This is a genomic window from Paenibacillus sp. FSL H3-0457 (assembly GCF_037981725.1).
Lineage (GTDB): Bacteria > Bacillota > Bacilli > Paenibacillales > Paenibacillaceae > Paenibacillus > Paenibacillus amylolyticus.
This window is the reverse complement of record NZ_CP150283.1, coordinates 3,550,018-3,576,825: the sequence shown is the minus strand read 5'-3', so window position 1 is coordinate 3,576,825 and position 26,808 is coordinate 3,550,018. Positions and strand designations below refer to the sequence as shown.

At 44.2% G+C, this 26,808-nt stretch carries 17 protein-coding genes; 4 read left to right on the top strand and 13 right to left on the bottom strand.

What is annotated here, in order from left to right:
• Nucleotides 1-9 precede the first annotated feature (9 nt).
• The 3 genes from MHH25_RS15840 to MHH25_RS15830 are packed head-to-tail and all read right to left on the bottom strand — an operon-like array spanning nt 10 to nt 3,063.
• A complete protein-coding gene (locus tag MHH25_RS15840; RefSeq protein ID WP_340017491.1) occupies nt 10-1,911 on the bottom strand; it encodes a glucose PTS transporter subunit IIA in 1,902 nt (633 codons plus the stop codon).
• Nucleotides 1,912-1,938: 27 nt separating this feature from the next.
• Nucleotides 1,939-2,493 (bottom strand): DJ-1 family glyoxalase III, encoded by a 555-nt coding sequence (locus MHH25_RS15835; RefSeq protein ID WP_036615521.1) that lies wholly within the window; start codon nt 2,491-2,493, stop codon nt 1,939-1,941.
• A gap of 12 nt (nt 2,494-2,505) precedes the next feature.
• The gene (locus tag MHH25_RS15830) at nt 2,506-3,063 is read right to left on the bottom strand and encodes a DJ-1 family glyoxalase III (protein ID WP_340017490.1); all 558 of its coding nucleotides are present in this window, start codon (nt 3,061-3,063) and stop codon (nt 2,506-2,508) included.
• 232 nt (nt 3,064-3,295) lie between these two features.
• On the opposite strand from MHH25_RS15830, the gene MHH25_RS15825 reads away from it, so the two are divergent.
• The 4 genes from MHH25_RS15825 to MHH25_RS15810 all read left to right on the top strand — a co-directional run bounded on the left by MHH25_RS15825 (nt 3,296) and on the right by MHH25_RS15810 (nt 7,063).
• Nucleotides 3,296-4,255, top strand: coding sequence for a LysR family transcriptional regulator (locus tag MHH25_RS15825; protein ID WP_340017489.1), 960 nt, complete (start codon nt 3,296-3,298; stop codon nt 4,253-4,255).
• A 163-nt stretch (nt 4,256-4,418) separates the two neighbouring features.
• Nucleotides 4,419-5,795, top strand: coding sequence for an MmgE/PrpD family protein (locus MHH25_RS15820; RefSeq protein WP_340020514.1), 1,377 nt, complete (start codon nt 4,419-4,421; stop codon nt 5,793-5,795).
• 250 nt (nt 5,796-6,045) lie between these two features.
• A complete protein-coding gene (locus MHH25_RS15815) occupies nt 6,046-6,486 on the top strand; it encodes a CBO0543 family protein (RefSeq protein WP_047843083.1) in 441 nt (146 codons plus the stop codon).
• A 106-nt stretch (nt 6,487-6,592) separates the two neighbouring features.
• A complete protein-coding gene (locus tag MHH25_RS15810; RefSeq protein ID WP_036671366.1) occupies nt 6,593-7,063 on the top strand; it encodes a ferritin-like domain-containing protein in 471 nt (156 codons plus the stop codon).
• Between the two features lie 126 nt (nt 7,064-7,189).
• Here MHH25_RS15810 and MHH25_RS15805 read toward each other — a convergent pair whose 3' ends face one another.
• The 10 genes from MHH25_RS15805 to MHH25_RS15760 form a co-directional block, all read right to left on the bottom strand.
• Entirely contained in the window at nt 7,190-8,077 is an 888-nt protein-coding gene (locus MHH25_RS15805; protein ID WP_076327531.1) for a cation diffusion facilitator family transporter, read from the bottom strand.
• 338 nt (nt 8,078-8,415) lie between these two features.
• Nucleotides 8,416-13,479 carry a hypothetical protein gene (locus tag MHH25_RS15800; RefSeq protein WP_340017488.1) on the bottom strand — a complete coding sequence of 1,688 codons (5,064 nt, stop codon included), beginning with the start codon at nt 13,477-13,479 and terminating at the stop codon, nt 8,416-8,418.
• A 228-nt stretch (nt 13,480-13,707) separates the two neighbouring features.
• Nucleotides 13,708-14,916 (bottom strand): GDSL-type esterase/lipase family protein, encoded by a 1,209-nt coding sequence (locus MHH25_RS15795; RefSeq protein WP_340020513.1) that lies wholly within the window; start codon nt 14,914-14,916, stop codon nt 13,708-13,710.
• Between the two features lie 17 nt (nt 14,917-14,933).
• Nucleotides 14,934-17,165: an FAD-dependent oxidoreductase gene (locus tag MHH25_RS15790; RefSeq protein WP_340017487.1), complete on the bottom strand. Its 2,232-nt coding sequence runs from the start codon at nt 17,163-17,165 to the stop codon at nt 14,934-14,936.
• A 97-nt stretch (nt 17,166-17,262) separates the two neighbouring features.
• Nucleotides 17,263-18,873: a response regulator gene (locus MHH25_RS15785; RefSeq protein ID WP_340017486.1), complete on the bottom strand. Its 1,611-nt coding sequence runs from the start codon at nt 18,871-18,873 to the stop codon at nt 17,263-17,265.
• On the bottom strand, nt 18,873-20,612 hold the full coding sequence (locus MHH25_RS15780) for a histidine kinase (protein ID WP_340017485.1): 1,740 nt from the start codon (nt 20,610-20,612) through the stop codon (nt 18,873-18,875). The genes MHH25_RS15785 and MHH25_RS15780 overlap by 1 nt, the downstream gene beginning before the upstream one ends.
• 93 nt (nt 20,613-20,705) lie before the next feature.
• On the bottom strand, nt 20,706-22,292 hold the full coding sequence (locus tag MHH25_RS15775; protein ID WP_340017484.1) for an extracellular solute-binding protein: 1,587 nt from the start codon (nt 22,290-22,292) through the stop codon (nt 20,706-20,708).
• Nucleotides 22,293-22,357: 65 nt separating this feature from the next.
• Nucleotides 22,358-23,227 carry a carbohydrate ABC transporter permease gene (locus tag MHH25_RS15770; protein WP_036615551.1) on the bottom strand — a complete coding sequence of 290 codons (870 nt, stop codon included), beginning with the start codon at nt 23,225-23,227 and terminating at the stop codon, nt 22,358-22,360.
• 13 nt (nt 23,228-23,240) lie between these two features.
• Nucleotides 23,241-24,188: an ABC transporter permease subunit gene (locus MHH25_RS15765; protein ID WP_211083411.1), complete on the bottom strand. Its 948-nt coding sequence runs from the start codon at nt 24,186-24,188 to the stop codon at nt 23,241-23,243.
• Between the two features lie 276 nt (nt 24,189-24,464).
• A complete protein-coding gene (locus MHH25_RS15760) occupies nt 24,465-26,750 on the bottom strand; it encodes a DEAD/DEAH box helicase (RefSeq protein WP_340017483.1) in 2,286 nt (761 codons plus the stop codon).
• Nucleotides 26,751-26,808 lie beyond the last annotated feature (58 nt).

Sequence of the window (26,808 nt, the reverse complement as noted above, 5' to 3'; positions counted from 1 at the left end):
TTACCACCTCTAAGCCTGAATGCGTAACAATGCTTCGTTTTGGACAACCCGATCCTCAGCAATCTGCTCAACACTCTGATATTCAAAAGTATTGGATATAATGATGGGCACGACCGTATCAAATCCTGCTGCCCGAATAGCTTCATGATCATATTCGATCAGCAGATCTCCTTGCTTAATCACCTGATCCTGCTGCACATAAGCTGTGAAATGCTTTCCTTTCAACTTGACGGTGTTAATCCCTACGTGAACAAGCATCTCCACTCCTTCATTCGACATCAGTCCAATGGCATGTTTGGTTGGGAACAGCGATACAACTTTACCGTCAAATGGCGCGTATACTTTGCCATCGATTGATTCAACTGCAGCACCGCTCCCCAGAGCAAAGATGGGATCGTCGATTTCAGTTATATTTTTAACTGTTCCGTTAATCGGAGAGCCAATGATTAGTGTTCCGGTTGGTCGAGTCAAAGCATGGGATTCTGAGGTCGCCGCAATCGCATTAGCGGCAGCAGAACCATCTGTTCCATTGCCAACACTTGCAGTAACTGGAGCTGGAATCTCTTCTTCAATTCCCCAGATCAAGACGGCAACCAGTGCAAGCGTAATGCTGATTGCTACCCCGATAATGATGTGTATATAACTGTCAGCGATATAGGTTGGCAAGGCCAAGATACCTGGCAGAATCAGAGCCGTTGCTCCTCCACCCCAGAAATTGATGTAAGCTGCTCCGATACCTCCTGCAAGCATCGCACAGATAAAAGGACGCTTGTACTTAAGGTTGAATCCGAAGATGGCCGGTTCGGTAATACCAAACATCGCCGTTACACCACTGGATAGAGCACTGGATTTGCTCGTTTTATGTTTCAATAAGAGGAATACACCAATACATGCCCCGGCTTGAGCCAGATTTCCAGTCAAGTTTGCAGGTGAAATTACCGAGTATCCATATTCAGCAATCAGCTGGCTGTTAATTGGAGTAATCGCGTAATGCATGCCAAATATAATTAGAAGGGGTCTGAATGTTCCAAATAAAAATGCACCAATGACGCCATTCACCGTATACAAATACGTTACAATTTGAGCAACTCCACTGCCGAAGTAGGTTCCTAAAGGTCCGAAAACAATTAATCCAAGTGGAACCATAATGAACAACACAATCATCGGCACAAACAAAATTTTAAACATATCGGGTATTCGCTTATTAACAAATCGGTAGACGTAGCTCATCACCCAAACCGAAATAATAATCGGAATGATCGTTGATTTATAGTTCACGAGCAATAATGGAAGGCCGAAAAAGCTTAAACTGGTAACACCCGCCTCTGCCACTTTTGCTGCACCTTCCATAATGGTGGGATACATGTAAGCCCCGGCAAGGGCCACAGCCAGATATTCGTTGGTTTTGAACTTCTTGGCCGCGCTGACTGCAAGGAAGAAGGGGAAAAAATAGAAAATAAGATCGCTAATCAGACTAAAGGTTTGGTACGCACCACTTGTTGTCTCAAGAAGATTCATTGTCGTCAGGATTGCAAGCACAGACTTCACCATACCGCACCCAATCAACACTGGAATGACTGGCCCGAATATGCCTGCCACCGTTTCCACGACTCGGGAAATCACATTCTTTTTTTGTTGTATTGCTTTCACTTCAATGTCCTGATTTTCCAAGTCAAGCTTTTCACTTACTGCGTCAAAAACGCTTTTCACTTTTGCGCCAATGATGATCTGTAACTGACCGCTGTTAAACTGGGCTCGCAGGACACCTTCCAGTCGATCAAGCGCTTTCAAGTTAACCTGAGACTCATCTTTTACGTTGAATCTCAATCTGGTTGCACAATGCGTGGCATACGTAATATTATCCTGTCCAATGTTAGCGATAATCTCCTTAGCCAATTCCTCTGTTTTCATATGATTCCCCCGCCCTCTTAGCTGTCTTTACTTGCCTCCGGCAAAGTTGTATAACATCTTTTCACGTAGGCCTGATGTATCTTTGCCGAAGATTTCTGCAATTTTGTATGCAAATGGATAAGGTGTTGCAGGCCCTTGGCTTGTAACGAGATTCTGGTCAGCTACGACGACTTCATCCTTGAAGATGCCGCCAATCAATTTCTCAGCGTACCCTACATAACCTGTTACCTGTTTTCCCTCAATGACCTTGGCATCGGACAGTACCACCGTACCGGAACACATTGCGCCAATGTACTTATTGTTCTGATTGAAGTACTGCACCATGTCAATCACATCCGGATTTTCCTTCAGGTTTTGTCCACCTGGGCGGCCTCCCGGCAGAACGATCATGTCATACTGCTTTACTTCTTCGCCAAAAGGTTTGTCTGCTTCTACAAAGATGCCGTGCATGCCCTTAACCAGCTTATCGCCAAAATAAAACGTGTCACAGGTTAATCCAGCTCTTCTCAAAATATCAACAATCGTCAGCGTTTCTCCCTCTTCGTAACCTTCCGCCATCAATACTGCTACTTTATTCGTCATTTCAGTTCCCTCCTATTCAGCATCAAATGCATTGAAATAAACCATACGATTTTTGACAGCCATACTGTCTCCGCCTAAGGCATCCACTAATGCAAAAGCGAAAGCATAAGACGTCGCGGGGCCGCGGCTTGTAATCAGATTTCCATCTTTAACAACAATATCTTCTTTAAAAGTACCGCTGGTTTCAATTTTCTGATCATAACCTACATAAGCGGTAAAATTTTTGTTCTCCAACACACCTGCTTTGGCTAGTGCAAGGGGTGCCGCACACATGGCTGCTACATATTTGCCGGACTGGTTCATTTCCTGAATAAGTTGAATTACATGGTCATCATCACGAAGATTAGCGGCCCCAGGCATTCCTCCAGGGAGTACAATCATATCGTAGGTTTTAACATCTTCACTGATGAGCGCATCAGCCTTGACCACGATGTCATGACTACCACGAACCATTTCACCCGCTGTACTAATCATGTGACATTCGATATGTGCTCTTCTCAAAATATCAACAATCGTCAGGGTCTCACTTTCTTCAAATCCTTTTGCTAATAGAACTGCAACTTTACTCACGCACATAACCTCCTGTTAATTATATTTTGGAGCAGACATTTGCATATTGCTCACGCTTACACCGCTATGGACATCGTGAATACATTCATAATTTATCATAGATATTCGCAACCCCAAAGCACATTTAGATTGCTTGTATGTAACTAATAGTTGCAGTATGATGATCTTTAACCGTGTTGCATCTATAGTGTTTACATCAGAGTCACACAAAAGATTACCTCAGGAGGTATGCATGCTTAATAACTATAAATATTTTTTGGTTCTGTCCGAAGAGTTAAACATTTCCAATGCAGCGAAACGACTATATATTTCCCATCAATCACTCAGCAAATACCTAAAAAGCTTGGAAGAAAAACATGGTGTTGCGTTCTTCGAAAGAAAACCTAAAATTGCGCTGACAGCAGCGGGGAAAATTATGCAAGATACGCTACGTCAAATTGAGTTGCTGGATCTAAATATGGAGAATCAACTTACTGATCTTAAAGAGGATAAGTCAGGCACGATTCATTTTGGCGTTACCGAAGGGCGCTATCCCATTATCGTGCCGAAATTATTAAAAGAATTTTATGCCCTGCATCCCAAAGTGGAGCTTAAAATTCATCGTACAACCTCACCGCAAATGCAGGAGATGGTGTTAAACAATTCACTGGATCTGTTTCTCTCGGGTGTGGACAATATCGTAACGCAAAATGTAAAGTATGAAACGATTCTGCTTGAGCAGATGTACATGGTGATCTCGGACAATTTGCTCAAGCAGTATTTCCCTGATCAATATCCCGAGTGCATCGAAACATTTAATCAGGGCGCGGATTTGAGTCTGTTTCAACATGTCCCCTTTGTTCTGAATAAGAAAAACTTCAATTCCCGTATTTTGCTCGATAAACATCTCGCTGAACGTAACATATCCCTGCATTGTATTAACGAATTGACGCAACCGGATATCCATCACCTTTTGTGTGCTGAGGATTACGCGGCCAGTTTTTCATTAACGATGTATCTTTCAGGGATTCATGCATTAAATGAGTCTAATCATACGAATTCTCACCTTCATGTATTTCCAATCGCTGATTTTTCTTATCTTCACCCGCTCGCATTGATCTATCACAAATCTAAAATTTTCCCCTCTTACGTAGAGGATTTTAAAAAAATAGTCAAACGTTATTGCACCCCTTCATTACATCAAAGCAATTGAATCATATTGGCGTTCAATTACTTATGTGCATACAAAAGTTGAGTTAGTGCAGTTAACTTGTGCTTGAGTTCAACATCATGACAACTTTATATTTCTGTTATGTAAACTTCCCGTGTATTTGCGGATTGAAGTCAAAATAACGAGGTGAACTGTTGTGAATCATATGATTGTAGAACTTGCCAACTACATAACCCGTCTTCAATATGAGGATCTCTCCGAGAGGGCTATCGAAGTAGGTAAACAGGTAATACTGGACTCTTACGGTAATATGGTATTTGGTCGATACTCTGAAACAAGTGAACGTATTTTGGAATATGCAAGATTGGCAGACTCTATTATTAAAAATGAAGACTTGGTCTCATTGATTGGTGAACAGGATGTCCGCACTAGCACAGATCATGCTGTCTTCATTCATACCATGATGGCACGTTGTGCAGACCTGGATGACGGCTATCGCCACGCCATGGGTCACCCTGGATCTGTGCTTGTTCCGCTCCTGCTAAGTATGGCTCAGCTTCACCGAAACGATGGCAAACAGATGATCACCGCCATTGTTGCGGCTTATGACGTATATGCTCGGTTAGGCGAAGCGATCAATCCATTTATGTACCGGGAAAGAGGATTTGATGCTACCGGGGTATGCGGCGCTGTCGCAGCAGCGGCCTTGGTAAGTAAATTAACAAATGCAGATGCCAAGCAGACCAAGGATGCGATGGGGATTGCTTCTCTGTTCACAGGAGGTTTGATTGAATATCAGAATGATGGAACTTCAGGGAAAATTTTATGCAGCGGCTGGGCGGCATTGACCGGATTAAGGGCCGTGAGACTGGCATCCTGTGGTTTCACAGGTCCTGATGCAGCTTTGGAAGGAAAATATGGATTCTTCCAGGCCTTCAAAGGAACAAGCGGGCATTGTGACACAAGTCATGTGCTGGAAGGACTGGGAACTGATTTTAAAGTGACTTACATTTATTTCAAACGTCATGCCTGCCAGCGTGGATTACACGCCACTCTGGATGCTATGTTGGAACTTCGAGAAGACTATAGTTTAACACCATCCAAGATCAAGTCTGTTGATGTGAGGACCTCTTCATTTGTATATCGTCTGACAAATCCTAAGCCCAAGACCGCAATCGGAGCACAGGCCAGCACACAATTCACTTCAGCCGTGGCTCTCAAATACGGTCGTATGGACTCAGAGGAATTAATATTCAATAGCTTTACCGATCCGGAGGTTCAGGAACTGGTGCAAAAAATTACAGTAACCCTGGATGATGAAGTGCAGCAATATCTGGCTGATCATCCAACTCATTTTTGCGCTGCCCATGTTGTTATAACAACCCATGATGGCAATATATATGAACGGTGGATGCCTGTACCTCTAGGCGATATGGAAACTCCGTTTGGCTGGAATATGCTTGAACAGAAATTCAATCAATTTCTTGCAGGCACACCTTTTGATGGATACAAACAAGAACGATTCGAGTTTATTCGTAATCTGGAACATATGAATCATGTGGATAAGCTACTCCGTTTTTAAACGAATTTAAACTGCATTAATGTAAGTTTACTAAATGCGCTAAAAAAGGTCGCTTACCCTTGTTGGATAAGCGGCCTTTTTAACGTTTGGACTCACACATGCCTATTTCGAATTTGCTAATATGCATTATAAACCATGGAGTTGGTTAACTTATACAACACCACTTGTATTGAAGTGAGAGAAATCCGATAAATGCTGATGCCGCTTATAGTGAAACTACAGAAGTAACAAAGCTTTGGAGGAAAATGGCATGTTAGGAAACATTCTGTTGGGTATGGTCATTCCCATTATATTGGGTGTATGGATTCTGCGTCGGAACTTTACAATCCTTATTCTATATTATCCACTTGGTGTGGCTATTTCAGCATCCATCAACAATATCGGGTTTAATTACTTCTGGAATATTCTGCCGAATACTCATAATCAATCCTTGGCTGCTCTTCCAATGGATCTTGGAGTCTATCCGATCGCTGGTTGCCTGATGATGTATATGATTTCAGAAAAAGGCGCCAAGCCATGGTTGGCGATTCTTGTTGCATCATTGTCGCTGACATTAATCGAATGGGTTGCCAAAATGATGGGGCATGTCATCTATTTTAATGGATGGAACATAATTTGGACCTTTGTGTCATATCTCCTGCCATTTGTTCTTGCTTATGGTTACAGTAAAATATTGAGGTATACCAAGTGAAGTTTTACTGAAGCTTTCCACAAATAAGGCAGGACAGATGATATGGGTTAACGCTGATGGGCATACGTGCATATCTTAACTCATATTTGTCTTGGAGGGATTCTTAATGTATGTGGCATATCCTTATGGTTACAGGTACACTTTTACTCCGGTATGGGCAACATCATCAGCCGAAGCACTCGAATTAATCAAAACGGCTGTGCAAGGAGAACGAAACGATGAGGTGTTCTATGATTCACTGATTCAGTTGTCACCCGATGCCAATCAGGCTGCCATCATCACGAGCATTCGCAATGATGAACGCGGACATAATCAAATGTTCCGCCAAATGTACAAGGATCTGACAGGTCAGGAGATTACGGGCATAAGCAGTGAGCCGGTTGAGACGGTCACCTCTTATCTTGCCGGACTGCAAAAGGCGTTTCAGGGTGAATTGGCGGCCGTGGAAAAGTATAGAAAAATATGGTTTGGTCTCCCTTATGGCATATATAAAGACACGGTGTGGGGAATCATCCTGGACGAACAGAAACATGCGGATAAATATAACAATCTGATTACCTATAATTTGCCGAGATAGTCATGTATGGGATAAACAACGCGCGTATTCTTTTAAAAATGAAAATTGAAATCAGCAAAAAACCAGTGAATAATTAAAGCTCACTGGTTTTTTGCTTTGCCGAGTCGCTCTTTTATAATCCTGAGTTTAAATGCACTCTTCCAACGTATCAGGTTCCACATGAACGTGAACGGTGTATACGTCATGTTCCTCCATTAACTCGTTCTCCACGTCTGTACAGATATCGTGTGCTTGTTGAAGATCCAGCTCAGCATCAACTGTTATGACAACGTCTACTACGACGTTATTGCCATAATTCCGCGCTCTCACGTCTTTAACTGTCTCTACGCTGTCAATTCCGGCAATCGTTTTTTTGTACTCCTGAATCAGTTCAACATCAAAACCATCCGTCAGATGATGTGTGGCTTCCTTGAAAATGTCCCAAGCGGTCTTGCAGATCAGGAAACCTACAATGACAGCCGTTACAGGGTCCAGCCATGGGAGGCCGAACTGGGAACCCACGATCCCAATGACCGTACCGGTGCTCACCCAGGCATCGGAGATATTATCTCGAGCTGCAGCCATGACTGCCTGACTTTTAATACGAGTAGCAAGTCTCTTGTTATAGCGATAGACCAGATACATGATAACTGCGCAGAAAATGCCTGTGTACCCAGCGATGATATCCGGAGATTCATGTTTACCCTGAAACACAGAACCAATGGCTTGAAACAGTACTTGTAAACCTACTGCCATCATAATGAAAGAAGCAACAAGTGACGCAACGGTCTCTGCTCTCCAGTGACCATATGTATGATCTGTGTCGGCTGGGCGTTGGGCAAGCTTCAAACCGATCAGTACAGCTATTGAGGCCACAATATCGGTGGCATTGTTTAATCCATCCGCCTTGAGCGCTTCTGATCCGGCCATATTGCCAACGATCAGTTTTAATACGGTCAAACATATGTAGGCGATAATGCTGATGATAGCTCCGCGCTCCCCCAGCTTTAGATTATCGTATTTAAGTTGATCCACATGATATCCTCCTGCAATCTTCAATTCAAGCACGTGTATGATGGTACCATTGAAGATTTGTGTGGGTCTAGAGAAACGTTTTGAGTGTGACGAAACATAATCTGAACGCGGCAATTTTTTTACGAGCATCCAAAAAAGTTGGATTTGGCAAACTTAAGTGATTAATGGGTGGTAAGAGGAAGGTGGCCGACTGCCTTCCCTTGTAACCACACTTTCTTACACTTAGACACAAAGAGCCAAATGGATCGTTCTGATCCACTCGGCTCTTAGCGTTATTTTACAATCATTTGTTTAACATCACGTACCGTTGTTCCACTTCCATTCATAAATCACTGCCCTTATTCAGAAAGTGTCGATTCAACTGGCGCCTCATTGGCAAGCTGCTCCGAATCATCGGAATGCCGTTCGAACATAACTGCGTCAACCCTCGTATAGATCATATCCGCAGGAAGCGTTGGCGGGTCTACCGTGGTAGGCGAAACTCTGGTTAACCGGACATACTCGCTACCGTCACCCGTAAAGTCGAACGTTCCCAGATTAACCCAACCCGATGAGCCGGCCGTTGCATCGATATAGGTGACCTCGGTACCCGCTTTATGTTTCACTTCCACTTTGACATTGTTATCGTTTGCCGTCGTATGGACGAGTTTGTAGATCGAGACCGTATATTTACCTTCTGGAAACTCGCCTTTCCACGTTGCTGATGAGCCTTGAACTGTTGAATAGCGGGATTTAACCCCAATTTTGTATCCAGCTAAATTGCTTTGGCTCCACGACCCTTCTGTCGTGTATAACCCCGTTGTATTTGTACTATCGACGATAACCGTTAGGTCCCTGATCGTGATGTTCAAAGGTGGTGTGGTTAAGGTCACTCCGTCAATCGTAACAGTAGCCCATACCTCAATGTGATCCGTGTCTCCATCAAGATTAAGAAGGGTCAACACCCCACTGCTATTCACTTCGGCCAGATCCGTACGATCAACGAAATACTGCACATCGGCCTGTGTAAGATCACCGACCAAACCGTTATCCAAATAACCGGTTACGCTCAGTTGTGCGGTTTGAGTCATCTGCAGTTCGTTCCGATCGGACAGGATCACAGCAGACTCCAATTGCGGTACCCTGTTTGGGTCCACCCACATGATTGCATCGGCAACGACTCTGGACTTATTGGCCTTATTGGTTAGTTCCACGTACCCGCTATCGCCTGCAGCAAAAGGATAATCCCCCAGGTGCACCCAAGTACCATTCGCTGTTGTCTCATCAACTGTCACCGTATCGGAGCCGCCGCTATGATAAACGGTAAATGAGGCATTTGTTGCCCAATTTTCACTCGCAGCCGTGATTTGCGGAATCTTATAATACACACTGTAAGTGACACTTTCTGGCAGCTCAGGCCGCCATCTCATTTTGCTTGTCGCTGTGCCGGTCGTAGATTTGGCATACACATAGTTATCATAATAATAATCGTTAGCCGTCGTATCCCTTATCCAGACGCCTTCTGTCTCCGCCTCTGTATTATCCACAATGATGGTTGAGCTATCCTGCCCATCGGGTTGGACTGGAGTTTCCGTTACCTGATCAGGCAGATAAAGTGTCCGCTTGCGGGTTTGTTTCCCCTCCGATTCCACGTAATACGTGAAAGTTTGGGATAAATCATTCACTCGTATCGACCATTCCATCGGATAGATCGTATCTGGGATGGTCGTGTACGTTGCCCCGCCATCCAAGGAATAGTGGATTGTCGCTGGTTTCGTTGTTTTGGCCTGTACATAAGCATCATAAACCGTTTCGTCAGGCTTAACGATCAGCATGCCTTTAACCGCATCAATTGGACTGTGGGTATCAAAGAAATAACTTGCATCCGATGTATCTGCCGTTCTGACCTGATGCAGCGGTACATCAATATCGAGTCCCTCTACAATGATCGCGGTGATGCCCTTGCCTGAAACCGTGGCTTGAATGATTCCACCACTCATTACCGTTTGCTCTGGTGTGCCATTGTCGCGGATGATCGTTACGGTATAATCCTGCGCCGGATTGAATCCAATGATCTGTTCGTTTAATTCAATTGGAGTCTGAACTTCTTCAGACGATGCATTGCTTAATCCGATGTAAAATTTATCCCTGCTCTCACCCGTTATCCAATTCAATTGAGGATGGTTGGTCTTAATAATCCCCTTAGGCATCCAGAGCCAAACGTCCGAATTACCATAAAATTGACCTGGTTTATTCCCATAGAGGTGATATTTGAACCATAAAAAATTCGTTTCAAAAACGGAAGGAAACGTAATACTGCCGTTCGATTTCAATGATTGTTCGCTGATCAAATAATCCATCGTTTGCCCGAGCTGCCCCGGGATATGGTGATAATAGATGGATGTAGCCCCGCTTGGGCCTTCCAGAGGAAAGTCCGGTTCAAGTTGGCTAACGGCGAAGCCTTTATAATAATAACCTGGATAACTGGAATATCGTCCAATAACCGCATTATGAGCAATATCCTGTAGCAGTTCATCCCCTGTATAAAGCGACAATCTCAGCATGAACGGAGCTTCCTGAGCATTCATCCGATAATAGCCGGTTGTACTTCCTGCTTCAAACGTCAATCCGCTCGGTGAAACAAGCCAACGCTCCGCTTGAACACCTCCGGCAATATCTTCGGGAAGCTTGAGCCTAGGATATTGAAATTTACCACTTTCCGGCCAATGGAACGACTCCGCATAATTATATGTCTCCGGCTGCGGAATCGTAACGTCACCTTCAGGGACTGGACGAGCAACAAACATTGTTGCATAGCGTTTGGCTTCCTTATAGGCGGCATCCAAGTATTTGGGATCCTGAGTTTCCTCATATAGCTCCAAGATCTCCATCCACAGCTTGCTGTAATAATAAATGAACTCATTTTTACTCACATCGACGGATGAAGGCGTATCGATATGTTGCGTGATATAACTGTCGGCTGCATCCTTCGCAGCTTGCAAATACTGTGCATCTCCCGTCATCCGATACATCATCAGGGGCTGAATGACAGGCCCGCGGTCTTTCTGATCCGGGTCACGTACGAGGTATTCTTCCTGTGCCAGCGCCCCAATACCAGCTGTAGTGCCCATCATCTGATTAACTGCCGCTACGCTTGAAACATCAAAAGGCAGAGTAGCCATTTTCCATAACGAAGGCACACCGTATACTTTCTTCTGCGTTGGCGACCAACCGATACCATTTCGCGATACGCCATACTGGACGGACGGCAGTGCTCTCGTATCGTAAAGCTGGTCGTCCCCAGTTAAATAATAAGCTCCCAAAAGAACTGCATTTGAGCTTGTTCGGACGCTATCCTCGTTTTCGATATCAATAAAACCCTTGGCACGGCTCCACCACCCGCTGGGTGATGGTACATAATTCACAGAGTCGTCCCCTTGCGGCTCAATTTTAAGTAGATCAATCATATTAAACATCGCGTCAGTAAGCGACTGATCTGACACATTTTCCCGGTAAGCTGAATAACCATAATCATTGCGAAGAATATCCGTGTAGGACTCATACAGATTGCTTTTTTGAGCGATTAGCCCCATATGAAATTGATACGTGCTTTCTGCGGTCATTTGCGAATAAGTCCCTAATTGAGGGGCATACAGGATTGGTTGCACACTGCCTTCGTTGTTGACCAGGCTCATGCCAAGCCGTTGTTTCGTCACACCTCCCGTCGGTTCAAATTCAACCGGAAGCTCTGCCGAAGGTACAAATACGCCATACGTTAATGGATTTCCCGAACCATCTTTTTTCTCAACCAGGCTCATCGGAGCGCTCAGCTCTCTTAAACTTGTTGATTCCACCGTACCTACCATTTTGGCATGTGACCTGAATCCATTTAACACTTCATTGATGCCCGAGACTGCCTCTGTTGTGAAGGACTGATATCCAATCACATAATTGCCATCGCGGCGAGGCGTAAAGGCAAAAGAAACATCTGGTTTATCCCCTGCCATGGACCAGTTCACTTCAAAATCGTAATCACTGCCATGCGTAGAATCGGTCAATACCGCCGTGTGGCTGTCGGGAAAATGGACCCCGTCGAATGTAATCCAGCGTTTGTTCATCGTATCATAGTAATTGGTTCGGCTCCCCGCATTCCCGTCCAATAAAACCCATTGCTCCTCAAGTCGTTCTGATTCATTATTGATTGGAACCCAGTTCCCTGTCTCCGTGTTTTTGTAGAACATGTCACGAACGATGGATTTGCCTCCATCCCATACTGCCTCATGGAAGGTTGCTTTGTAGTTCGCATTTTCGATGCTGCCTTTCTCTGTGTAACTAAGATTTGCTAAGGTACGGCTCCTTAGTGGGGGGAGCGGTGGCTCTTGTTGACGGATATTCCCCTCGAACTTGACTGCATCAGCCCGCGTAATAATTGTACCCGTAGAAGGCTGTGTTCGAGTCAGCCTGACAAATTCGCTATCATCACCACTAAACTCATACTCCCCCAGATCCACCCAACCAACCGATGGACCTGACGAAGGTCTTAGATCCATAAACTTGACATCTGTTATCCCGTTATGAACAATCTCAATTTTCACATTACTATCTGCTTTATCCGCCCAATCCAGCTTATAGAACGATATTCTCGCCGTCCCTGCTTCCAAGCGTGGATTCCAGGTGATGCTTCTACCTACAGCGTCTGTAAATTTGGAACTGGAATTATTGTATCCCTTCACTCCCGCGCTTGTGCTCCAATATGGAGCGGAGAATCCGTTATTAGCGTTGCCGGAATCAACCGTAACGACATGATCAATTGTGAGGCTCCCATCATCAATGATGATTGTCTTATGTGGCTCTTTCTGCGTTATATTCCCTTCGAACTTGACCGCATCCGCGCGTGTAAGGATCGTGTTTGTGGTGCCGGTAGAACGGGTCAATTGAACGAATTCTTCACCAACTCCAGAAAAATAGTACTCTCCCAAATCAACCCACCCTGCGGGAGCGCCAGATGAGGGTCTTAGATCCATAAAGACTACATCCGTTGTTCCATTATGAACAATTTCGAATTTTACATTGCTATCAGCCTTATCCGCCCAATCCAGCTTATAGAACGATATTTTCGCGGTTCCTGCTTCCAAGCGTGGATTCCATGTTATCGTTCTGCCTGCTGTACTCGTATATTTGGTGCTGGAAAGATCATACCCCTTCACCCCTGTGCTTGTAGTCCAATTTGGAGCCGCATATCCATTGTTCTCGTTACCCGCATCAGCTGTCACAACATCATTGATCTTGATACTCCCGTCATCGATGATAATCGTCTGATAAGGTAAGGTCTCCGCATAAACGGTCCTTATTCCGATCAGGCTGGAAGGAACTACGACCGTCAACATGAAAACGATGAAGAAAAACAGCTTCCTTTTGACCATACAATTCACAGCCTCTCCTCATAATGATAACGCTTCCAAAAATGAGTTATCTGCCTAATCCCGCTCTGTCGTTTTTATCTTAGCATGTTAGATTACGGTGAAATTTCTTTCATTTCAAGAATTTCTTATACGATTTTAAGTAAAAAAAGAAACCTACATCCTAATTGATTGCTCAGTTGCAGTCAGATAGAATATAGGTCTTCCAAGTGTCCCAAGTGAATCCATCAATTATAATGGCGGCTGCACCAATAACAATTTTCCAAGCTGAATGACCGTTTGATCATACCAAGCTGGATGCTGCCTAATATGCTCCATACTTCGTTCATTGCCACTTGTCTCAAACACGGCCGCTTTGTCAGTTTTCTCGTGATCGATCTCAAAGCGAACTGTATGTTTCCCATTTGGTAGCTCCGGTAAGAAAACATATTGATTTCGATTATGATCGTTATAGGGTGTGAATCGATCAATAAGGAAGGGTTCCCCTCCATCCACCGACACCTTCAATCGGCCAGAATCCGGCCCCCCGATATCAAATAGCCCGATGTGGGTTCCCTCAAACTCCACTGTGATCGCCTCTCCAGGATCAACTGCTCGCCACAGACCGGGGAACAACCAATCATACTCACGCACTAAAGGAAAATCATCAGGGGTCATGTAAGACCACCCTGCGGAAAAATGAGTAAGACGATCCAGTGGCAGCATGGTTGCATACTCCCAAGGATTGGACGGGACCAAGGGGTCCTGCGGCAAGTGATGTTCGACTTTTCCCACGTGATCTCGAAGTTCTCTGATTTTCTCTAACGACCGGGTGATTGTATCTGTGTAGATCTGGTGTCCTTCGGGAATCGTCGGATGGATCGAATCATGCGTGAAAATAACGGCTCCGGGGATGGACACGTCTGCTCTTGAAGTAAAAATAAGCTTTCCATCCGAAACCAATTGACTGACCGCTACGCCCAGATGAATGGAAGGAATGCCGTAATAGTCGGCGACTTCCTCTTGCATAAGAGCGCCCTTCTGGTACTCGCCGGATTGAAATGAGGTCAAGTCCCGCTCCTTAACCGTATATACAAACAGAATATCGGTAAACCGGCTCCGCTTGCGAATCTGTCGGACAATGCCTTCGATCCGCGCTTTGGATTCGGGCACTCCGCCATCGTTGCCAACAAATTCAACAAACACGAGATCAGGCTGATGACGCAGTACATCTGTCTCCAAACGGGCGCAGCCGAGGTCCGATCCTGTCCCATCAATGCCTGCATTCACAGCGTGGATATCGGCATGGGGATATTGCCCCCGCAGCCAATCCGCCGTCATGACCCTGTATCCTTTCGAACGTGTATTACTGCCGCCAAAATAAACGATTGTTACTGTTTCCCCATTTTCCAACTTCTGAATGACATTAGGTAGCCCTCTTCGTGGGAAAAATTCCTTCATCACGACTTCACCCGCCCTCACTTAGTGTTTTTAGGAGCAAAAAATTTCACAGCAAACACTTCATAATAAGGCGAACCATACGTTGCACAGAAATCAAACCGGATTCGGGTTACACCAGTTGCATGCACCTGATGTTTATTCAACGAAAGATAATTCCCACGGACTTTAGTTACACTCTCGGTTCCGTCTTCTAAGGTTAAGGTCACATCATAGTCTTGAATCAATGGCTCGATCGGATCGTCGAAATGTTCCAAATTTAGCTGCGAATTGAAAACAAGATGGATCTCGTCCAGATTCTTGGGGCTTGCAAAACCAAATTCCAACCATTCCTGTCCTTCCGTACGTTCCGAAATCCAGCCGTTAGGCAGACCATAAGGTCTAGAGAAGCCGTTGACGACATTCGCGGGATTATACATATCCTGGGATGGTATCAGGTCTTTGAAGCAAATGCTCTTATTAAGCTTCTTCAGCCTGGATGGCTCTTCCGGTCTATAAAGGAAGCTCACCGCTCCAGTCATTTTCTCTTCATTGCCATACACGGCAAGGCTCGCCGTACCTTCCAATACGATGTAGATTTTGTCGTCTTCTGGCTTCTTGCAGCTGAGTTCCAGTGTAATCCAGTCATCGTGACCCGCTGAAATCACCAAGTTGTAGCCCTTCAGTTCGTTGGCGGGAATATAGTTTTCCTTCCGCTCCCCGCCAAACAGCTTCACTTGCAACGTTTCCAAATGCTCGGATCTATTTTTAATTTTGATCTGCACGCTTTCAGCCACGGATGTCATAATCGGCAAGACCAAACATAACGCTTTCTCCAAGGAGATCTCTTCGGTTGGATAAAGTTGTTCATAGCTTCGCTGAGACGAGGCACGAATCGTTAATCCGTCTGTGAAATAAGGATCTAACGGCTCTTGAAGCCCTACAATCGTTTGCCCGTCGCGAAGCAGCTGCGTCTGAAGCTCATCCATATGTGCTTTGACGATGTCCCCAGGGTCTGTATCATATTTTACGCATAACGCAGCAGCCGTTCCTACCGCCTGCCCCATACAACCACAGGTTGCCATGACCCTTGTAGATCCAAAAGCCACATGAGTAGCGCTTATATTGCGGCCAGCGAACATGAGATTAGGAATATTGCGTGAAAATAAGCTGCGAAAAGGGATATTATACAATCCCGGCACAAAGTTCCACGCGGTAGCCGGCCCTTCATCGTAGATGCCTTTATTTGCATGCAGATCCATGTACCAACCTCCGACGGATACCGCATCTTCGAAATGAGTCTTTGTTGTAAGATCGTTCTGAGACAGCATGTGTTCACCTATAAACCGTCTCGACTCCCGCTTTCCCGGAATCGGGCATACATAATCCAGGATAAGGTTGTCTACATCATCAAACTCACCGCTATTTTTGATATAATCCCATATCCCGTAAACCAATTTCCGCAGTTCCAAGGCGATGTCTTCATTATTCTTGATAATATCCATATGTCCGCCGTATTCCAGCCACCACAATCCGCCAAGCCCGTTGATTTTCCTTGGAAAAGATCGATGGTTTAATCCTTTTCTGATACTATCAAAAAACTCCAGCTTCGTAATATCATACGCAAAGCCTGGCCTTTTGTAAGGAACGGAATAGTTTACGTCACGGGCTTGAAACAGAATCGTATCACCCATCGTGTAATGATCTGCCACTTCTGGAGCGAGCTCCTCCTGGTATTCATGCTTCGCCTCTCTTCCCCATCGGAAGTGAGCACCTGCTTGGTATCCAACAATTCCATCACCGGAGCAATCGATATAGGTTGGGCTTTCAAAACGAAATTTTCTTTCGGAAGCCAATTGAAGGCCCTCCACCCATTGAATTCTGCCGTTCTCCATGCCCGTTTCATGCACACATGTATTCAGAAATAGAGAAATGTTGGGCTCATCATACACCATGTCAAGCAAGACCGTATCCGAAAGTGAAAGCATAAGCTTTTTGTTGTATAACGGATTATAATGAAAGATCTTCAGTTTGAGTTCTTCCACCAACCCGCCTTCGCGAGCATAATAGGATGGACTGTTTCCGAGATATGCCGACCCGTTAATGTGAACTCTGACCTCGCTGCTCGCATTTCCACCCAGAACTGGCCGATCATTGATAAGTGAAACCAGCAACCCTTGGCGTGCGGCAGCAATGGCAGCGCATATCCCGGCAATTCCTCCACCTATGACGGTTACATCTGATTTCATAAGCTCCATTTTGATAACCTCCATGATTAGATGCTCCTATCATGGTAATGGTTTTGACCCCTTTTTTTTTACAGGATTTCGCGAAAAAATCATACATTTTTTTGTATCCTTATTTGAATTCCTACCGTGTCATTTTTATCCGATATTGCTTAGGTGTATCCCCCGTATATTCTTTAAAAAGTTTGCAAAAGTACCCTTCATTGACGATGCCTACTTCCTCGCACAATTCCAATAATGAATAATCTCGAACGTTTAACAACTCGAGGGCGAGATGGATTTTTTTACGGTTAATGTAGCTGATCACGCCTTCGTTCATTGTTTTTTTGAATAAGCTGCTAAAATACGATGGTGCTAAATTCACTTCTTCGGCAATTGCCTCCAACGTTAAACGTTGTTTCAGGTTTGTCTCTATATAATGCATTGCACTCATAATTTCTGCACGATGTAATAGTTGGCCCGCATGCACGTATTCGAATGTGAAGTCGCCAATATAGGCGAGCTGCTCCTGAAAAGCCATAAATTCCATGGGGAAGTCTGGAACTTCCGTGGCCATCTTATTCCCCGATTTAAATTTCACGGTAATGTCTCTGTACAAATCTCTAATCATTGGCGCCATGATAGACTTGTGAATTTTATGGTCCGTAATAAATTGCGATAGATCGGCGAGTGCATTGTCCAGCTCTTCCTTGGAAATCTTTCGTTTCAGCCGTATAAGAAAATCAGCCAGCTTCTGCTGAAAGTCTGCTTTTTTGTCATTATGGTATTGGAACCGATGCATCGGTGTTTTTACGACTTTTTCGGTATGATAATAGAAATCCTCACTCACATTTTTTGCTTCCGTATACGCCTGTTTGATCGATTCCCAACCTCGGTGTGGACTTCCAAAAGCGACAGACACCCTTTTATTCAAATATTGATGCAAATGAGAGATGATCTGCCCTCCCAAGGACAGGCAAGCATATTCCGTTTCCATATCACTGCGGTTATTTTCCCAGGATAAAAAGCCAATAAAACGATTATCGGACAGATCCGCAGCTACGCCACTGCTACCATTCATCACTGTTTCTTCGATGATATTTGTTATCGCATACTTCAAGATGTTTTGATCTGCGGCCGCGTATTCGTTTCGGAAACTTTCGTACGTATTCATCTCAACGATGAAGCAGCAATAGTTGGCTTGAAAGAAATGAAACTGCATGCAATTGGCAAAATCTGATGCCCGATGAGAAGGAATTTCACCTCGGATCAATTCGTTAAAAAATTGCTTGCGGACTCTGTATTTATTTTCAAGCACGGATACGTTTAATGAGTGAAACTCCGCCTCTTTTTTCTCAAACTCATTTAAAATTCCGGCTGCCTTATCCAACGCTCGATTCAAATCGGCTTCCCGCAGCGGAACCTTTACAATGTACTCCAATACGTTGGCTTGAATCGCCCGCTGAGCGTATTCGAAGGATGAATAGGCGGTCAGAAGTATGTATTGGGTATGGGGGAGCTCCGCCTTGAGCTGCTCAATCATGGAGATTCCGTCCATTCGCGGCATTACAATATCGGATATGACGATATCCGGTTTAAGTTTTATGATCTCCTCGATCCCATTCAGCCCATTATTCGCTTTGCCCACCAGAACAAATCGTCGATCCCTATGAGAGAGTTCATTAAAAAACAATTCCAATCGCTGAATGATCAGGTCTTCATCGTCAACAATGAAGCAGGTATAGTCTCTCCCCATTATGCATCTCCTTTTGGCAATTCTGCCGGGAATACAGCGCGTATACGGGTTATTTCCTTAGGTATGCTAATGATATCCAGCCCGAATTGATCTCCGTAGTGGAGTCTTATTCGCCCATGAATATTATTCAGTCCGATTCTTTTCCTTTTTACTTCCTCTTCACTCGGTTCTGAGATTAAAATATGTTTTATTTTATCAGCTGGAATTCCCTCTCCTTGATCAATAACTTCGATGATGACGATGCTGTCCTCCCTGTACGCATGAATCGTAATTGGCCCCTCAATTCCCCCTCCGTTATAACCATGGAAGATACTATTCTCCACAAGGGGCTGTAGCAGCATTCGGAAAACTGGGAAATCCATCAGTCCTGCTTCGATATTTTCAATCAAGTGGAAGTTTCGGTTATACCGAATGTTCTGGATCTCAATATAGTCTGCTACATTGCGTAATTCCTGGCGTAGGGAAACCTTCTCTGAAGCGTCGTCTATCCCGTACTCCAATAATGAAATGAGCGACCCGATCACCACATCTACTTTCTCTATTTGTCCGAGACGTATCACATTGCTGATTGAACCAAGTGTGTTATACAGAAAATGTGGGTTTATTTGAGACTGTAACACTTGGATTTCCAGCTTCCGCTCAAGTTCATTATGAAGCTCGGCCCGGCGAATCAGTTCCACAATTTGCTGTAACATACGATCGAATGCTCGTGAAAGATCGCCAAACTCATCGTTTCGATTAATCGTAACTGTTGTTGTAAGGATACCTTGTTCCACCTGCTTCATTTTTGTTTTGAGCGTATAGAGTGGTTTTCTTATATATTTGGCAACCAAAAAAGAAATGAACAAACTTAAAATAAGACCTGCAGCGAGCAACTCGAGGTAATAGGTTTCCAATCTGGACAACGCTGCTTTTAAGCGTGATTCATCGTTGATCGAGATGATGGTCCAGTTGAACTTCTCCGTTGGTTTTTTCAAAAGGGAGACCGGAATACCATCGTTGGTAAACAGTTGAAGGTTTGTTTCTGTCGTATCCAGAATTTCTTCCGCTGACGTCTCTCCGATCGAAAAAGAATGATCTTGAATATTCAGAGGTCCTTTATTTTCAGAAAATCCGGCAATGATCTTACCTGACGCAGTGATCAGAGCCAGATTCATTTGTTCCTGTTTATTAATCTTGAACAAGGTTTCTTCAATGGCATTTAGATCCAAATCAACCGCAATAGCCATAGGAAACGGAGCACCGTTCAGATATCGAACCATCGTAACGGTCCAGCCGGAATACTTCGATTTGTAAGGTTCACTAACAAAGGTAGTCCTTCTATTTTTGTCAGCCGCATCAAATAAAGGTGCTCTTTCAGATAAAGGTTCATCGAATATTCGAGTAGGTGTACTTCCGCCCAGAATGGATAAATCGCTTTTGATCAAATAAATATTACTGACATAAATACTGTTGAGTTCATACAGCTCCCTTAATTGCTTTTTAATCACTTCGGTATTGTTAATGTTGGCTTTCACTGATGTTTCCACTGAGAAGAGAATCGTCTGGAAGGAGGAAAAATTAACGGTAAAATACTGGTCAACCTTGTCTAGTATTTGATTGGTGTAAAAAATGTCATTGGTTCTTATTTCCTTTTGGACATAGCGATAAGACAATTGGCTTATCAAGATGATGCAGCCTAATACAAAGGCAAACACGATAAAAAATAATTTTAAAGGCAAGCTGATTCTTCTTCGCATCCATCATCTTCCTTTTAGTTCCGTTTTAAACTAAGAATAGCATATGCTAATAAAGAGAGGGGCTACGAATAGCCACTCTCTCTTCGTTTATTTTTACTTGATAAGGCCGGCTTCTTTAAATTGCTGGATTGCTGTTTCCTTATATTTCTGCATGTCAAACTTGGTATCCAGCGTCTGGAGGAAATTGTCCCAGTTGGAAAGAGGCTCTTTGCCCGTCATAAATTTAACCAAGCTTTCATTAATGAAGCGTGTGCGGTCAGCATCCAAGCTATCGCTTGGGTCTGGGGTCAATAAATTTCCGGGCAGCGTTGGCCCCACATATTGCTGATTATCCTTGAAAGCTTCCGCTGTCTTCGGATTCTGGAAACTGAAGTACTCCGCATCATCACCACGGCGCGGCATTCTATAATGATCGACCCACAGGTACTTCTCTTTCATTTCCTTTGATAACTCGGAGGTTTTATTTTTGATCTTGCCGTCTACGACATCCCAATGGATTCCTTTGATTCCGTATGCAAAGTTTGGATAAGCTTCTTCATCCGTAAAGAGATAATTCAGCATGGACAAGATCCGAATGATTTTATCCTCGTCCGCTTTTGCGGATATGGCCCATGAATTACCTTGGAATGATTTTCTCTCTACAATTTGATCACCGTAAGGACCTTTCATCGGAGGAATAACGATCCATTCCGGCACCTCGCCACTAATTTCTTTCATTTTCTGCTGATAATCCGGCTCCAGTCTGCGAGCATCTCTGATCATGAAGCCAACTCTACCCTTAAACATCTTTTGGTCCAACAGATCAGGCGAATTCATCGTCACCCAGTCCGGGTCAACCACCTTGGCTGCCATCATTTTATTAATGTAAGCAAGCGCCTCTTTCATTTTGGGATCGATAAACAGAAATACCGGTTCATTATCTTTTATCTCAACGGCTGAAGGAGGATTGACGCCAAACATCCACATCAAGCTATCAAAGCCATAGGTTTGCAGATTACCTTCTTTATTCATACCGCCGATGAATCCGTACGTATCGTTTTTGCCATTCCCGTCCGGGTCTTTCTCTGTAAAGGCTTTCATAACTTCGAACAACTCATCAGGTGTCGTTGGTACCTCCATATTCAGCTTTTTCAGCCAATCGTTACGGATAAAGAAGCTTCGACTGATACCGTTTACATTATCATAGCCTGGAACTCCAATGGTTTTTCCTTGATAGGACATTGCCTCCCATGAGTCGGTGCCAAACCGTTTCTGTAGTTCAGGGAATTGGTCCATATACGGTGTTAAATCCGCAAGAACTCCTTGGTCGTAATATTGCGCAAGATCAGCACGACTTTTCAAGAAGATCAAGTCTGGAATATCCCCGCCTGCAATGAGTGTATTCAGTTTGGTTGTTGCTTGCCCAGCCTGAGGAATCATCATCTCCAAGTCGATGTTCATCTCTTTTTCCAACATTTGGCGTTGAATATCTTCATCACGTGGAGGTACCGGAGCAGCAGCATTAAAAGTGCCTTGGTTAAACATTGAGATTTTCATTTTGGTTGCAAACTGGCCAGTCTGGCCTTGCGAATTACCCGAATTTGTCGATGTAACTTCTTCATTTCCCCCACATCCTGACAAAAGCGTTCCAAGTCCTAAGATTGCCGACAGAATAGCAAATGAAATCTTTTTACGCTGCATATTGACCTCTCCTTTGCTTGTATATTATCACGGTTTCCCCGTAATAAGTTAGGTTGGTACACCTTTTATCCTTTAACGGATCCCAGGAGTACACCTTTGGTAAAATGCTTTTGCAAAAATGGATAAACGATCAATATCGGGACTGTAGTTACAACTACTGTAGCCATCTGCACAGCGAACGTACTGACAGCCCCGGAATTGGCGAGCGAATCAGCGCTTTGAGTTGCAACGTTAAGCAGGATGTTACGCAAAATCACTTGAAGTGGCATGTAGTTGGAATCATTGATATATACAATGGCATCAAAATAACTGTTCCAATGCCCGACTGCGTAGAATAAGGAAATGGTGGACAGTACGGGTAAGGACAGGGGTAAAATGATCCGCCATAACGTCTGAAGTTCACTGGCACCGTCTACCCTCGCTGATTCCTCAATTTCACCAGGTAATTGTTCAAAAAAACCTTTGATGATCACCAGATTAAATGCACTAATGAGATTTGGAATAATCAATACCCAAGGACTGTTTAACAATCCCAAAGAGCGGATTAGTAAATAAGTCGGAATTAATCCCCCACTGAACATCATGGTAAACACAATGAAGAGTAAAAATGGACTTCTTCCGGGCAAATATTTTTTGGATAACGGGTAGGCCGCGATTACCGTAAAAAACACGTTTAACGCAGTCCCTACAATCGTTCGGAACAACGTAATTTTATACGCCTGCCAGATTCCATGAGAAATGAATACTTCTTTATAGGCCAGAAAGGTAAAGGATTCTGGTATAATCACAATCCCTCTTCTTAATACTTCCGATTCTGGTGTTACGGAGACAGCAACCACATATAGAAAGGGCAGCACGCACAGTAGGGATAATATAATAAGAACTACATAAACGACGGTTTGCCAGACTTTTTCCCCGATTGTCATATGGATCATTCTAAAGACCACCTCACCAGATTTGCCCATCGAATTTTTTGGCGAGCTTATTCGCTGCCAACACTAAAGCAAATCCGATGACAGCTTTAAACAATCCTACAGCAGTAGCCAAGCCAATCTTAAGACGCTCCAACCCTTCCCGGTATACCCATGTGTCGATAATATCGATCTTCTCCTGGTTAAAGGTGTTGGCAAACATGAATATTTGGTCAAAACCCGCATCCAGGATATGGCTTAATTTAAGAATCAGCATCAGAATAATGACTCCTCGAATACCAGGTAACGTGATATGCCAGAGCTGTCTCCATTTGGATGCACCATCCATTCGAGCCGCTTCATACAAGCTTGGATCGATTCCTGCCAAGGCGGCAAGGTACAAAATCGCCCCCCATCCAATATCCTTCCATACTTCAGATAAGATGATCAGCATTCTGCCCCAGGCAGGTTCGGTTAGAAACGAGATGGGTTCAACACCTAAATCCTTCAAAATCATGTTAAAGAGACCATCGCCTGGGGCTAGTAATGCTACCATAATTCCATACACAATGACCCATGATAGAAAATGAGGTAAATAAGTGATCGTCTGTACGATTTTCTTAAACCATTGGCTATACACTTCATTGAGGAGTAAAGCAAGCACGATGGGCGCGGAGAAACCGAACAATAGCTTATACAGCGATATAACAATCGTATTTTTCATGATGTCCCAGAAATAAACGCCGTTCATAAAATCCGTAAAATTTTTGAATCCCACCCATGGGCTATCCCATAGTCCCAAAGCCAGGTTGTAGTTTTTAAAAGCAATCATAATTCCCGCCATAGGAATGTATTTGAATACCGCAAAGTAAATTAAGGCTGGTAATAAGAGAGCATACATCACTTTGTACCTTTGTATCGTCCTTATCCATGTCTTTCGCTTTTTGGAGATGGGAATGGCGTCCGCTGCCAACTTTGCTTGCATTTCATCACCTTGTCTTTGTTTGTATTTGTATAATAGCACCCGCCTATCGGATAAATTTCTGAAATATCAAGAATTTCTTATAAGATTTTAAGGAAGTGTGCCTGGCTCGTTCCAACAGCTAATCCCGGCAGGTGAGACAAGAACTTTTCTACTAAAATAAAAAAAAGCCGCTATAATAGCGACTTTCAAATGCCGTATTTATACTTCTCCCCAAAAAATCTCAGTTTCATAATCGAATTCAACAATTATTGTTCATCGATCGTCACGCTCCCATCACTATTTTGACATCCTATATACTGGCTTCAGTAATAGCTTCAAAATCTTACTGCCCCAAAAAGCAAATACCGTCGTTCCGGTCCATGAGCTGCGCTTATCTTGGCTGTATTGATCGTTGATCATATAGGTTCGAGTCGAAATAGGACTCTTCAGACCGAACTGTTCCCATTTCTCGGGATCATTCGAACCTCCAAGTTTTCTAAGCATATTTGCCGACTCATGATCTATTTTAGCCGGAATTTGCTCGAATGCTTGGGTGATTTGCGTATGAAACTCGTCGATTGGGTTACGACTGGTAATGCTCTCGAGATGAATGCTTTCACGAATGTAAGAAACAAATGCCAGATGGTCAGCCCAGAACTCGTCGATATAAAAAAGCCGTACACGCCGCTCCGATGGACTCATCAGTCTCTCAGCTTTCAAAATTCCGAACCGTTCTTCATATAGAATTCGCCTCTGATCCTCCACCATATCCGAATAACAGTTCAATTCCCGCTGAATATCGAAGTTTTGACCTATAATAACGCGCTGGATATGCTCGATTTTGCTGTGGAGCGCCGGATCATGAAGAACCTCGTCCTGATTTGGAGCGCGAAACAGTTTATGAATGCCAAAGCGAAGCATCAACTCGTCCTCCAGGCTAATATAAAATACGGAAGACCCAGGGTCACCTTGGCGGCCGCAACGTCCGCGCAACTGGTCGTCAATCCGCATGCTTTCGTTCACATATGTACCTATCACGTATAATCCGCCCAGTTTGGCAACCACTTCTGCCTGTGCGGGATTACCGCCACCGAGACGAATATCGACGCCGCGCCCTGCCATATTCGTAGATACCGTTACCGCGCCTATTTCTCCCGCTTTAGCGATGATTTCGGCTTCTTTTGCATCGTTTTTTGCATTCAGAACCTGGCAAGGTACGCCAGCAATGGTAAGCGCCTCCGCGAGCATATCAGATTCCTCGACGCTTGACGTACCAATAAGAATGGGGCGTCCTACCCTATGGACGGAAGAGATTTCTTGTACAAGCGCCTTATATTTGGCTTCTTTATGGGTGTAAATTCGGTGTTTGTGATCGATCCGTATGTTTGGCTGGTTTGGCGGTATTTGCACGACTTGCAGCGCATAGATATCCTCAAATTCCATTGCTGAAGCATGCGCCGTAGCCGTCATTCCGCAAATTCCCGAATACAGGCTAATAAAATGTTGAATAGTGATCGTGCCGAGAATTCTCCCACCGGCCTTCCACTGCAACCCTTCTTTTGCCACCAGCGCAGCTTGTAGCCCGTCTGGCAAATACCTGTTCTCGGCCACGCGTCCGGTGTGTTCTTCGATTAGCTCGATTACACCGTCCCTGACGATGTAATCAACGTCTTTTTTTAATAACGATTCCACATGCAGCGCACAATTCAATGACGTTAACCAATGACTGTTATGGCTATCGTACAAATTGCCACATCCCAGCAGCAACTCTGCTTTTGCAGCACCCGCTTCATTCAAGTAAACGTTCCGCTGGAACTCGTCAAAATCGTAATGCTCTCCTGGCTGCAGCTGCCGGGCCACTTCTGCGAAAAGAACGCCATCACTTTTGGAAGCACTCGAATCGCCACTAATGACTAACGGCACTCGTGCTTCATCAAGAAGCAATGAATCTGCTTCATCGACGATGACGTAATGGAAAGGACGATGCACGGTATCAGCTTCATTAAATGCGATTGTGTCGCGCAAATAATCGAACCCTGCTTCTTTAGCTGTAACATAGGTTATGTCCTTGGCGTAAGCTTCCCGTTTCTCGAATAGGCTCATGCCCGATTGAACCGAGCTTACCGTTAACCCGAGGAAGCGATAGATCGGGCCCATCCACGCCGCATCTCGATTTGCCAAGTAATCGTTAAAAGTAAGCACATGAACGCCTTTGCCTGTCAAAGCGTTGAGATAAACAGGCATAACGGCAGAGAGTGTTTTTCCTTCACCGGTATGCTGCTCGATCAAAAATCTCTCGTGCAAAGCGATAGCAGCCATAATCTGGACATCATAAGGCTGTAATCCGAGTGTTCTCTTCGCAACCTCGCAGACTAGAGCATAAGCATCAACAAGCAGATCATCCAAAGGCTTGCCTGATCTTGCTTCTTCTTGCAGCCGAAGAGATTCCGCTTGCAGGTGCTGATCATCCCAAACTTCCAAGTTCCGTTTCCTGATAAGCTCCACTTTGTCTCGATAATCCTTCAACAAACGCCGGTTATCTCGCTCTTTGAATTCACGTATCAACTTGACGACTACATTCATCGGAATTTGATTCCTCCTTAGTAGAAATAAGTTGTGAAAAGAAAAGACTCCATATGGA

Coding starts and splice junctions, on each gene's coding strand:
- MHH25_RS15840 (WP_340017491.1), bottom strand. CDS start 1,911: ATGAAAACAGAGGAATTGGCTAAGGAGATTATCGCTAACATTGGACAG.
- MHH25_RS15835 (WP_036615521.1), bottom strand. CDS start 2,493: ATGACGAATAAAGTAGCAGTATTGATGGCGGAAGGTTACGAAGAGGGA.
- MHH25_RS15825 (WP_340017489.1), top strand. CDS start 3,296: ATGCTTAATAACTATAAATATTTTTTGGTTCTGTCCGAAGAGTTAAAC.
- MHH25_RS15820 (WP_340020514.1), top strand. CDS start 4,419: ATGATTGTAGAACTTGCCAACTACATAACCCGTCTTCAATATGAGGAT.
- MHH25_RS15815 (WP_047843083.1), top strand. CDS start 6,046: ATGTTAGGAAACATTCTGTTGGGTATGGTCATTCCCATTATATTGGGT.
- MHH25_RS15810 (WP_036671366.1), top strand. CDS start 6,593: ATGTATGTGGCATATCCTTATGGTTACAGGTACACTTTTACTCCGGTA.
- MHH25_RS15800 (WP_340017488.1), bottom strand. CDS start 13,479: ATGGTCAAAAGGAAGCTGTTTTTCTTCATCGTTTTCATGTTGACGGTC.
- MHH25_RS15795 (WP_340020513.1), bottom strand. CDS start 14,916: ATGAAGGAATTTTTCCCACGAAGAGGGCTACCTAATGTCATTCAGAAG.
- MHH25_RS15790 (WP_340017487.1), bottom strand. CDS start 17,165: ATGGAGGTTATCAAAATGGAGCTTATGAAATCAGATGTAACCGTCATA.
- MHH25_RS15785 (WP_340017486.1), bottom strand. CDS start 18,873: ATGGGGAGAGACTATACCTGCTTCATTGTTGACGATGAAGACCTGATC.
- MHH25_RS15780 (WP_340017485.1), bottom strand. CDS start 20,612: ATGCGAAGAAGAATCAGCTTGCCTTTAAAATTATTTTTTATCGTGTTT.
- MHH25_RS15775 (WP_340017484.1), bottom strand. CDS start 22,292: ATGCAGCGTAAAAAGATTTCATTTGCTATTCTGTCGGCAATCTTAGGA.
- MHH25_RS15770 (WP_036615551.1), bottom strand. CDS start 23,227: ATGATCCATATGACAATCGGGGAAAAAGTCTGGCAAACCGTCGTTTAT.
- MHH25_RS15765 (WP_211083411.1), bottom strand. CDS start 24,188: ATGCAAGCAAAGTTGGCAGCGGACGCCATTCCCATCTCCAAAAAGCGA.
- MHH25_RS15760 (WP_340017483.1), bottom strand. CDS start 26,750: ATGAATGTAGTCGTCAAGTTGATACGTGAATTCAAAGAGCGAGATAAC.